At 45.1% G+C, this 11,648-nt stretch carries 10 protein-coding genes; 7 read left to right on the forward strand and 3 right to left on the reverse strand.

All coding sequences use genetic code 11. The features are described from left to right. The first annotated feature begins 43 nt into the window (after positions 1-43). Entirely contained in the window at positions 44-1,300 is a 1,257-nt protein-coding gene (locus tag R7O03_RS01000; protein ID WP_005373814.1) for an adenylosuccinate synthase, read from the forward strand. A gap of 369 nt (positions 1,301-1,669) precedes the next feature. Next, on the forward strand, positions 1,670-2,734 hold the full coding sequence (gene ansB / locus R7O03_RS01005; RefSeq protein ID WP_053304594.1) for an L-asparaginase 2: 1,065 nt from the start codon (positions 1,670-1,672) through the stop codon (positions 2,732-2,734). A 76-nt stretch (positions 2,735-2,810) separates the two neighbouring features. On the opposite strand, the gene R7O03_RS01010 is transcribed toward ansB, so the two are convergent. Then, positions 2,811-3,647, reverse strand: coding sequence for a pyruvate, water dikinase regulatory protein (locus R7O03_RS01010; protein WP_005373820.1), 837 nt, complete (start codon positions 3,645-3,647; stop codon positions 2,811-2,813). A gap of 251 nt (positions 3,648-3,898) precedes the next feature. On the opposite strand from R7O03_RS01010, the gene ppsA reads away from it, so the two are divergent. The 4 genes from ppsA to tyrS all read left to right on the forward strand — a co-directional run bounded on the left by ppsA (position 3,899) and on the right by tyrS (position 9,562). After that, positions 3,899-6,271 (forward strand): phosphoenolpyruvate synthase, encoded by a 2,373-nt coding sequence (ppsA, locus tag R7O03_RS01015; RefSeq protein WP_318131304.1) that lies wholly within the window; start codon positions 3,899-3,901, stop codon positions 6,269-6,271. A gap of 170 nt (positions 6,272-6,441) precedes the next feature. After that, complete coding sequence (locus tag R7O03_RS01020; protein WP_005373824.1) at positions 6,442-7,221, forward strand: hypothetical protein; 780 nt, start codon at positions 6,442-6,444, stop codon at positions 7,219-7,221. A 193-nt stretch (positions 7,222-7,414) separates the two neighbouring features. Continuing rightward, positions 7,415-8,221 carry a response regulator transcription factor gene (locus R7O03_RS01025; protein WP_021707696.1) on the forward strand — a complete coding sequence of 269 codons (807 nt, stop codon included), beginning with the start codon at positions 7,415-7,417 and terminating at the stop codon, positions 8,219-8,221. Between the two features lie 81 nt (positions 8,222-8,302). Next, positions 8,303-9,562: a tyrosine--tRNA ligase gene (tyrS, locus tag R7O03_RS01030; RefSeq protein ID WP_206970382.1), complete on the forward strand. Its 1,260-nt coding sequence runs from the start codon at positions 8,303-8,305 to the stop codon at positions 9,560-9,562. 106 nt (positions 9,563-9,668) lie between these two features. On the opposite strand, the gene R7O03_RS01035 is transcribed toward tyrS, so the two are convergent. Both R7O03_RS01035 and R7O03_RS01040 read right to left on the reverse strand, forming a co-directional pair. Continuing rightward, positions 9,669-10,703, reverse strand: a complete 1,035-nt coding sequence (locus R7O03_RS01035) for an ABC transporter substrate-binding protein (protein ID WP_047102765.1) — start codon at positions 10,701-10,703, stop codon at positions 9,669-9,671. 137 nt (positions 10,704-10,840) lie between these two features. Then, positions 10,841-11,200 (reverse strand): DUF6559 family protein, encoded by a 360-nt coding sequence (locus tag R7O03_RS01040; protein ID WP_054577718.1) that lies wholly within the window; start codon positions 11,198-11,200, stop codon positions 10,841-10,843. Between the two features lie 167 nt (positions 11,201-11,367). Between R7O03_RS01040 and R7O03_RS01045 the strand changes: the two genes are divergently transcribed. Continuing rightward, positions 11,368-11,622, forward strand: coding sequence for a hypothetical protein (locus R7O03_RS01045; protein ID WP_206970384.1), 255 nt, complete (start codon positions 11,368-11,370; stop codon positions 11,620-11,622). The last annotated feature ends 26 nt before the right edge of the window (positions 11,623-11,648 follow it).

Raw genomic sequence — 11,648 nt, forward strand, 5'->3', positions numbered from 1 at the left:
CGAACACCTTAAGATTTTTGCATCTGTTTTTGGAGATTAAATTATGTCGTCTATCGTTGTTGTGGGTGCAAACTGGGGTGATGAAGGCAAAGGCCGCATCGTTGACTTTTTGGCAGAGCAAGCTTCTGCGAGCATTCGTTTCCAAGGTGGTAACAACGCGGGTCACACCGTGGTTAACGATCTAGGTACGTTTAAGCTGCACCAGCTACCAAGTGGCGTATTCAACCCAGACTGTTTGGCAGTGTTAGGTCCGGGTATGGTTATCAGCCCTGCGTTGCTGTCTCAGGAGATTGCGGAAGTTGAAGAAGCGGGCGTAAAAGTGAATATGTGCATCTCTGATCGCGCAACACTGTGTCTACCTCTACACGCACTAGAAGATACGCTAGAAGAACAACGTTTAGGCGACAAAGCATACGGTTCAACTCGTCAAGGTATTGCACCTGCTTACGGTGACCGCGTAATGAAGAAAGGCATCCTAGTTGGTTGGTTGAAGCAACCAGAAGTATTGGTTGAACGCCTTCAATTCATGATGGATTGGAAACTGCCGCAACTGCGTGCACTTTACCCGACGTTCGAGTTTGAACAAACCGCTGAAGAACTGGCGAACTGGCTGCTAGAAGTCTCTGCACCTTGGCGCGATTCAATTTGCAACGTAACGCTTCCTCTAAAAGAACTACAAGCGAAAGACAAAACTCTATTGTTCGAAGCACAGCTTGGTGCGGGTCGTGACCTTGTTTACGGTGAGTACCCTTGGACAACATCTTCTAACGTTGTATCAATGTACGCGGGTATCGGTAGTGGCCTTCCGGCACTTCGTCCTGAACGCGTTATTGCGGTTGCAAAAGCCTTCAGCTCATCAGTGGGTACTGGTACGTTGATCACTGCAATGGAAGAGCAAGACGCTTTCCGCGAACTTGCTGGCGAGTTCGGTGCAACTACGGGTCGTCCACGCGACATGGGCTACTTCGACGCAGTCGCTACGAAGAATGGCGTTGAACTGCAAGCCGCAACTGAAATTGCACTAACGAAAGTAGACTGTTTGACTGGCCTTAACGATCTGAAAATCTGTGTTGGCTACGAAGGCGACCACAGCGAAAACCCAATCTGGCCTCAAACTGCCTCTCTTGCGCCAATCTACGAGAAGATGGAAAGCTGGAGCGAGGACATCACAGGTTGTCGTAAGTTTGAAGAGCTTCCAGTAGCAGCACAGAAATACGTTCTACGCATTGAGGAACTCATGGGCGTACCAGTAAAAATGGTGTCTGTGGGTCCTGGTCGTGAACAAATGATTATGCGATAAGATGTGAATTAACACATCATTGGCAAGCGGCTTTTATCTGTTCCGGGGTAAAGCCGCTTTTTTTACACTGTAAACTTTGAAAAATTGCACGGCTAAATTCATGTTTAGTAACCTCATCACGAGACTCCTACCTCCTTTATTTATAAATCAATAAATTATAGGGCTTAACACGTTGTGCACGTTACTAGCACATCTCACTTGTTAAAGAAGCACGTCAATTAGGTTAACTGGTTGATTTGATATTCTTTAAGTGATTAGTTGATCACGATCTTCATCTGCAATTTGTTGAACTAGTACTCAAAAAATCTAACCCGCTGTTTTTAGGATAGATGAGTTCCCCAACATCCAACCTAACAGCAGGTGATTCCCATGACGAAAAATCTTTTCCGCCTCAGTACGATAACCCTTGGTTTGTGCCTTAGTTCTTTGTCTTTCGCGCAATCCGATCTTCCGAACATTAAAATTCTTGCCACTGGCGGCACCATAGCAGGCGCAGGTCAATCTGCAACAGAGTCAAACTACACAGCAGGTAAAGTCGGCGTTGAATCATTGATTTCTGCGGTGCCGAGTATGACCAACATTGCCGATATTTCTGGAGAGCAAGTGGTTAGTATCGGTTCACAAGATATGAATGATGAAGTGTGGCTAAAATTATCGAAAAGAGTTAATGAGCTACTCGCTCAAGATGATGTTGACGGCATCGTCATTACTCATGGTACGGATACGTTAGAGGAAACCGCTTACTTCCTTGATCTGACCGTCAAGAGCAAAAAGCCTGTCGTGATCGTCGGTGCAATGCGTCCTTCCACCGCAATGAGTGCTGATGGACCAGTCAACTTATACAATGCAGTCGTAACAGCCACCGATGAAGATTCAGAAGGACGTGGCGTGCTAGTCGCAATGAATGACACGATTTTCGATGCGCGAGATGTGACAAAAACCAATACAACCTCCGTCAGCACTTTCCAGTCACCCAACTTTGGTGCTATCGGCTACATTCATAATAGCGATGCCAAATATCAACGAAGCCCAGAGCGTAAACATACGACAGAAACCCCATTCGATGTATCAAAGCTTACTAAGTTGCCTAAGGTCGGTATTGTTTATAACTATGCAAATGCCTCCAATTTGCCAGTGAAAGCCTTTGTGGATGCGAAGTTTGACGGCATCGTAAGTGCTGGTGTCGGTAATGGTAACTTGTACCACACTGTGTTTGATGAGCTAGAGAAAGCGAGTAAAGATGGCGTTGTTGTGGTAAGAAGCTCCCGAACGCCTAGCGGCTCAACCACTTTGGATGCTGAAATTGATGACGAAAAATACGGCTTTGTTGCCGCTGGTACATTGAACCCACAAAAAGCACGTATCTTACTGATGCTGTCACTGACTCAGACCAAAAACTATCAAGACATCCAAAAGATGTTCCAATACTATTAATTCTGTCTAAGGTTCATTCGATAGAGGAGGTATACATCTCACCTCCTCTTACACATAGCGACATGAGCGTCTCTTGTTAGCCAAACAAGCGACGCTTCATTCCTGCTTTTTCCAAAATACGCGTAGTAATTTCCTCAACAGATAAAGAGGACGTATTGATATATGGGATCGCCTCTCTTCTAAACAAAGCCTCAACAGTGTCTAGCTCCAGCTTGCACTGCTCTGTGCTAGCGTAATCACTTCCAGACAAACGATTCTCACGGATTTCAGTCAAGCGCTCGGGATCGATCGTCAGCCCAAACAACTTATGACGATGGATCTCAAATTCAGGCAACAAACGCATCATCTTCACATCTTCCGCAATGAACGGATAGTTCACAACACGTAAACCAAATTGCATCGCCATATACAAGCTAGTCGGCGTTTTTCCACTGCGCGACACGCCAAGTAAGATAATATCAGCTTGCTCCAACCCTTTTAGCGTAATGCCATCATCATGCGCCAATGTGTATTCAATGGCCGCAATACGGTCAAAATAGGTGTCGGAATCTTTCCCCACGCTGCGAGAACGCTGCAACTTAGGCTTTGGTGCCATCTGAATGTCGTCTTGCACTTTCTGCACAATACTCTCCAAAACATCGTAACTGTATGCCGGCGCTTCAAGCAGCATTTCACGTACTTCTGGAACGACAATTGAGAAAAAGACCAGAGGTTTGACGCCATTGCGCTGGTAGGAAGTTTCAATTTCTTTGACTACGTCAGTAGCTTTGTCCTGGCTTTCTACAAACGGAAAGGTTTTTTCGTTAGGAATGAACGGAAATTGACCGAGAACAACATGCCCTAATGTCTCACATGTTATCGCCGTACCGTCAGAAACATAGAACACATCACGACTTTGGTTATTTATTTGCATTTCTGTTTAATTTTTCAAAATCTTTTGAGTAGGATGGTAAACATAATATTAATAAATCAGTTTGGCTTTCAGTTAGGTTCACCACAGCTTTAAAAATTCTTTTGAATTTTTTTCAGCCAGAACGTAATCGTTTGCCTTTGATATCAATCTAAATGAAGCAATGTATGGTCAACGTGTAATAACAGCCAACATGCGATTGTTTAGAGCGATTTAAGTCCCCCTACTAAGCTGCAATGTTTCTGGAGAAAGACATGCAAAAGAACACCCTCTGGTTCAATGGCCTATCCATGGATGATGTCGACAAAGTCGGCGGTAAGAATGCTTCACTTGGCGAAATGGTTTCTAACCTAGCGAACGCAGGCGTTTCTGTACCAAATGGTTTTGCGACAACCTCATACGCGTTTAACCAATTCCTTGACCACGAAGGTTTGGATGAGCGTATTCACCAATTACTTGATGAACTAGACGTTGAGGATGTGGAAGCTCTGCGTAAGACAGGTGCAACCATCCGTCAATGGGTATTAGAGGCCCCTTTCCCTGCGGACCTTGAACAAGAAATCCGTGAAAACTACCAAGAACTGATTGAAGGCAACCCTGAGCTTTCAGTCGCAGTTCGTTCATCTGCTACGGCAGAAGACCTGCCTGATGCTTCTTTTGCTGGTCAGCAAGAAACGTTTTTGAACGTGAAAGGCATCGACGCAGTACTAGAAGCAACTAAGCACGTTTACGCTTCTCTATTTAACGACCGTGCGATCTCTTACCGTGTACACCAAGGTTTCGACCACCGTGGTATCTCGCTATCGGCGGGTATCCAACGTATGGTGCGTTCAGACAAAGCTTCTTCGGGTGTAATGTTTACGCTTGATACTGAGTCTGGTTTCGACCAAGTTGTCTTCATCACCTCTTCATGGGGCCTAGGTGAAATGGTCGTTCAAGGCGCAGTAAACCCTGATGAATTCTACGTTCATAAGCCAATGCTTGAAGCGGGCGAACACCCGATCGTTAAGAAAACATTTGGTTCTAAGTTGATCAAAATGATCTACTCTGACAACCAAGAGATCGGCAAACAAGTTGATATCGTTGATACTTCTGATGAAGAGCGCAACACGTTCTCACTGAACGACGAAGAGATCAAAGAGCTCGCCAAACAAGCGATGATCATCGAGAAGCACTACCAGCGTCCAATGGACATTGAATGGGCAAAAGATGGCATCGACGGCAAGCTGTACATTGTTCAAGCTCGTCCTGAAACCGTATGTTCACAAACGGAACAAAACGTGATTGAGCGCTACGAGCTACAGAACAAAGCAGATGTTTTGATTGAAGGTCGTGCCATCGGTCAACGTATCGGTAAAGGTGCAGTACGTTTGGTTGACTCTCTGGACCAAATGTCATTGGTTCAGGAAGGTGATGTGTTGGTTACAGACATGACTGACCCAGACTGGGAACCAGTGATGAAGAAAGCTTCTGCTATTGTTACCAACCGTGGCGGACGTACTTGTCACGCAGCAATCATTGCTCGTGAACTCGGTATTCCTGCAATCGTTGGCTGTGGCGATGCGACAAGCAAACTGACTGATGGCGCAACAGTAACAGTATCTTGTGCAGAAGGCGAAACGGGTTACGTTTACCAAGGTGAACTTGAGTTTGATGTAAAACGCTCTTCTGTTGATGAACTGCCACTGCTGCCGACCAAAGTGATGATGAATGTGGGTAACCCTGATCGCGCGTTTGACTTCGCACAAATTCCAAATGAAGGTGTTGGTCTTGCGCGTCTTGAATTCATCATCAATAAGATGATTGGTATCCACCCGAAAGCATTACTTAACTTTGATGCACAAAGCGATGAGCTAAAAGCAGAAATCACTCAGCGTATTCGTGGTTACAAAGATCCTATCGATTTCTACGTAAGCAAACTGACAGAAGGTATCGCAACCATTGCTGCGGCATTTTGGCCGAAACGCGTTATTGTTCGTATGTCTGACTTTAAGTCTAACGAATACAGCAACTTGGTTGGCGGTAAAGCCTACGAACCGCATGAAGAAAACCCAATGCTTGGCTTCCGTGGCGCGTCTCGTTACATTTCTCCAGTGTTTGAAGACTGCTTCGAGCTAGAAACTCAAGCAATCAAACGCGTTCGTAACGAAATGGGTCTGAAAAACGTTGAAATCATGATCCCATTTGTGCGTACACCAAGCGAAGCAGCATCAGTGATTGATTTGCTAGCGAAGTTTGATCTGCGCCGTGGCGATCAGGGTCTTAAAGTCATCATGATGTGCGAACTGCCATCCAACGCGGTCCTTGCCGATGAGTTCTTGAAGTACTTTGATGGCTTCTCGATTGGCTCAAACGACATGACTCAGCTAACGCTTGGTCTTGACCGTGACTCTGGCGATGTCGCACATCTATTTGATGAGCGCAACCCAGCGGTTAAGGTGATGCTTCAGATGGCGATTGATGCGGCAACAAAAGCAGGCAAATACGTTGGTATTTGTGGTCAAGGCCCATCAGACCACGACGACTTAGCGGAATGGCTAATGGATCAAGGTATTAGCTCTGTATCACTAAACCCAGATACGGTTATCGATACTTGGTTAAAACTCGGTAAAGTTAGCAGCAAGTAACACACGATAAACTCTAGCCCTCACACTCCCCTTGTGAGGGCTTTGTTATTCACACGTCATTTCACAATCAGTTCGTGATTCCTCTCTCAAGTTCGTCATTTAGTCAATTTCATTATCAAAGTCTGATGACCTAAAATGAATGGTATATCGATAACTCCAGAGAGAATTTGATGAAAAAGCCTATCGCACTCCTTACTACATTGATGCTCCTGGCATCCCCTGCTTATGCCGATTGGGATGAAATTTCCAATAAAATGTCTGAGCTTGGCGACGCAGTTTCTGATACTGCACAAGATGCTTGGGACGACACCAAAGCGTTTTCAAAACAAGCGTGGCAAGATTTCACGAATTGGTCCGAGGAAGCGATCAATACCGCAGGCGAATGGACAGAAGCCAGCATCGAGAAAAGCAAAGAATGGATAGATGCTGCCGACAAAAAAATTGATGAGCTGATGGAAGGCGATACGCCAGAAGAAGCTCGCCAAGCCGTGGACTTAATGGCAGATAGCGCTTTGCTCAAGTTATTTAATGAAAAGCCGGAGGCAAAAGCTATTTACGACAACGCGTACGGCTACGCGGTCTTTGATTCTCGTAAATTATCTTTGCTGTTTCACACCAACTCAGGGTCAGGAGTCGCAGTGAATAAGGAAACAGAAGAACGCACTTATATGAATATGTTTGGTTTGGGCGTTGCACTTGGCGCTGGCGGCAAATTTTACCAACAAGTGGTTCTGTTTGAGAGCAAAGAAGACTTTGATACGTTCGTCAACGAAGGATGGGAGGCCACAAGTGAAGCCTCTGCTGTTGCGGGCGAAGATTCAGAGCAACTTTCAAAACAATTTAACAGCGGCGTCGCCGTCTATCAGTTGAACGCTAAAGGTTTGCTCATCGATGCTAACGTGTCTGGTTCTAAATATTGGGTTAACGAAGAGCTCACTAACTCGCAGTAATGCATAGCAACTAATTGCTTAAATAAAACCGTTGTTATGCACCCTTATCAATAAGTTAACGGGGATATGATTCCTCAAAACTGAGCACTTACGCAACTTTCTCTATGGAAGTCACCAGAAGATGGCGACTTCCCTTTCTCGTTGGATTGCTTTTGGTTATGCTTGCGCAAAACCACCTGCAATTCGGTATCCCATGCCTGACAATAACTTTAATAATCTGCTAGCAGAAGCAATTTCTGCTCTTAACACGCCTAACTTTACTCCTAAACTTATGCGTGTCATTCGCACTCTTTTTCATTTTGATTGCGCAGTTATTTTAGGTTACCGAGAAGGTAAACATCCTATTTATCTCTACGACTCAATTGAGAACGAGCGAGAGTTACTTTTTCAACGCTACCTTACTGACTCATTTCAAAATGACCCTTTTTTTCTCAAACTAAACGAGACAAAGCAACAAGGCGTATTTACGCTCAAAGACGTGGCGCGTAAAGGCGTTGACTTCACCTCATACTGCGAGCAGTTCTATCATCAAACAGGGTGGAAAGACGAGCTTAGCATGCTAGTCGAAGTTGAATCTGGCCGTTGGGTCATGCTGTACTTCGGATATATGACTGATGGAAAATACTTTTCTCAGCAACAAATCAATAAGCTAAAGCCCTATTTCCCGATAATTCAGTCGCTTTGTCAGCAGCATTGGAAACAAACGGAATTTACCTTTTCTGAGCCTGTTTTTGCACAGAGTGCTTATTCTGGCAGTATGCGATTAGCCATTGAGCAAGCTTTAGCAACGTTTGGCGTAGAATCACTCACCCGTCGCGAACAAGAGGTGGCTTCGCTTCTCGCTCAAGGGTTTGACACCAAAGAAATTGCCGCGCGGTTACACTTAGTTCAAGGCACGGTCAAAAATCATCGAAAGCGAATTTACTCGCAATTAAATGTGTCTTCATTGAGTGAGTTATTCCAGCTTTTCCTCAATCACCTCATTCTCCATTCAAGATAAAAACTGTCCCTTAAGGGATATATCGAGAAAAGGTGTCGCGTTTTAGTCTAAATGTAACAACCACTAAGACAGACAAAAAGAATGACGACACCATTACTGCAAGATTTACAAGATCGTGGCTTGATTGCACAAGCCAGCGATTTGGAAGAAATTCAGACACTTCTCTCACAGCCACAAACCGTTTACTGCGGCTTCGATCCTACAGCTGGCAGCTTGCATATCGGCCACCTCGTGCCTTTGATTATGCTTAAGCGCTTTCAAGATGCCGGACACCAAGCTGTTGCCTTGATTGGCGGTGCAACGGGCATGATTGGCGACCCAAGCTTTAAAGCGACTGAGCGCAGTCTGAACTCAGAGGAAATCGTCTCAGGCTGGGTTAACGATCTTTCTAATCAAATTCAGCAGTTGATGAACCACCAACTGACCAAGCCGATGATCATGGTGAACAACGCTGACTGGATGAAAGTGATCAATGTGATCGACTTCTTCCGCGATGTGGGTAAGCACTTCTCGATCAATACTATGGTCAACCGAGAATCGGTAAAACAACGCCTGCAACGACCTGACCAAGGTATCTCCTTCACCGAATTTAGCTACGCCCTACTGCAATCGTACGATTTTGCCGAGCTAAACCGTCGATACGGTTGCCGTTTGCAAATCGGTGGCAATGACCAATGGGGAAACATCGTCAGCGGGATCGATTTAACTCGCCGTCAAAATGGTGAGCAAGTATTTGGCTTAACTCTGCCGCTGATCACCAAATCCGATGGTACCAAATTTGGCAAAACCGAAGGCGGTGCAGTATGGCTAGATCCTAGCAAGACCTCTCCTTACGCGTTCTACCAGTTCTGGCTTGGCGCAGAAGACGCCGACGTTTACCACTTCCTGCGTTACTACACGTTCTTGAGCTGCGAAGAAATTGCCAGCATTGAAGCGCAAGACCAAGCAAGCCAAGGTAAGCCACAAGCACAACGTATCCTCGCTGAGGAAATGACGCGATTTGTTCATGGCGAAGAAGGCCTAGCTAGCGCCGAGCGCATCACTCAAGCTTTATTCAGCGGTAATGTGCAACAACTGAGTTTGGGTGAATTAAAACAGTTGGAGTTGGATGGTTTACCAAGCATTCAGAGCACACAACAAGATTTGGTTGAGCTGTTGATTGAGTCGGGCTTAGCAAGTTCGAAGCGTGTTGCACGCGAACACATCAGCAACAACGCCATCAGTGTAAACGGTGAAAAAGTGGGGGCTGATAACCCGAGTTTAAGCTTCCCACTGTTTGATCAATATTGGTTACTGCAACGCGGTAAAAAGCACTTCTGCCTCGTAAAGCGTGCCGCGTAGCAACACTCGCAGTACAAAGCCTATAAAAAATTCCCCTCACCACTTTCGTGATGAGGGGAATCCAAATTTGAACGATTTTAAGCCTAACAATAGGCAAAGACGTTGCTTATTGCGTTCTTAAACGTTGCCAGTACTTTTCGTAAATCGCTAACGTTTCTGCGCCAACATCATTAATAAACTCGCCTTTTTTCATGTCTTCTGATGAAGGGAAAATAGTACGGTTATTTTTCAACTCTTCTGGCAATTTGTCACGCCCAGCGTTCGTTGCCGACGCATAACCCAAACTGGTCACGATTTCCGCTTGGTTCTCTGATTGGTACATAAAGTTAATAAATTTATGCGCCAATGCTTTGTTTTTACTGCCAGACGGAATAGTGAAGTTGTCCATCCATAATACCGCGCCCTCTTCCGGCATCACGAACTTCAGCTCAGGCATTTCAACCTGTCCTTGGAATGCGTTGCCGTTCCATTGCATGCCGACCGATGTTTCACCGGACACGTAAGGGACTTGCGGCGCATCTGAGTTATACAGTAATACGTTGTTTTTCAGCGCAACTAGAGAATCAAAAGCCTGTTCGATTTCAGCTTCGTCTTTTGTGTTCACGCTATGGCCATTTTTCTTCAGCGCCATACCGAACACGTCGCGGACGTCATCAATCAACATAACTTGTTGTTCGTATTGAGACTCCCATAAGTCAGCCCATTTTGTCACTGGTTGCTCAACCATGGATTCGTTGTAGCTGATCCCTGTAATGCCCCAAATATAAGGCAGCGAGTAATCATTTTTCGGATCGTGCGCTTGGCCAAGTAAGCCGTCCATTGTGTCTTGCATGTTTGGCACTTGAGCGTGATCTATTTTCGAAAGCAGTCCTTCTCGACCCATTTTTTCAATGAAGTACGCAGAAGCAAAAACCACATCGTAACCAGAACCTTTTAGCAATTTTAGCTTGGTGTACATTGATTCATTATTCTCAAAGGTCGAATAATTAATCGTAACGCCTTCTTGTTTTTCAAACGCTTTTAACGATGCTTCCGGCAAATAGCCACCCCATGCATAAACGTTCAACGTTTTGCTATCTGCATGAGCAAACATGCTGAGCACAAGAGCACTCAGCCCCAATCCTTTGATGATTAATTTCATGGTATGCAATCCAACCAGTCCAGCGACGCGCTGGGATTCGGGTGCATAATTAGGTAATTGTTACCCAATTGAAAGAAAATTTAATTAATCTTTAACAGCAAAAATATTTATCGAATTTATAAAATTAACGCATGTTTTTAATAGCGACTGTGCATACCAAAATGATGAGACATTCCATCTTCCATTCGGCCGCCTTTCCAGCCACCAGAGCCGAGTAAATTAAGCACATCTTGAGCGGTATAGTCGGCACCAGAAAAGAAATCATGCGCCACGTCTGAGCGTATTGCTTGCAACTCTGGTTGGTTTTCCAAATCAAGATGTTGCGGATCCGCATATAATGCCAACGCAATTTTTTGTTGGCACGCGCTTAACTCGCTGGTGCTCGTCTTTACCTGACCAACCGAAAAGTACTCACGACTGCCGTATCCCACCACCAATCTGGTACTCATTAGTTTAATCACTTTCTTAATGCGGCGACGTTGTATAAATCTCAACATGTTTTGTTATTCCTGTATTAAGTTGGCTATGGTCGTATTCTTTTGTTCGAATTAAAACACTCTGTTTTATCCGCGAAATTTCTCTAGCGCTTTTCGCGATGATCGGTTGTATAATACGATCCTGAAATATTTTGTTACGTTACCTCGGTAACCCCTGAGACTGCAACATGAACAACAGCAGATGGGTCGGCTTTATAGGCGGCACGATTGTCTTACTTAGTACCTTTATCCTCTTCGGATCTTCCTTCCACGCTGCTTGGTACCGAATCCCTGCGGAAGCCATTCATGGTATCGCCTTCACTTTGGCTTTTGGTTTAGGGTTAAACAGCCTGCTGGCGTACGCGACGGCAGTGATTACTCTTGCTGCACTATTCTACATTGGCTTTGTCGTTAGCTATCGGGTCCATCAGAAGCTTAAATAAACTTCTGTCTCAACCTGAGCTTAATA

Source organism: Vibrio sp. Vb2960, from assembly GCF_033337665.1.
GTDB lineage: Bacteria > Pseudomonadota > Gammaproteobacteria > Enterobacterales > Vibrionaceae > Vibrio > Vibrio alginolyticus.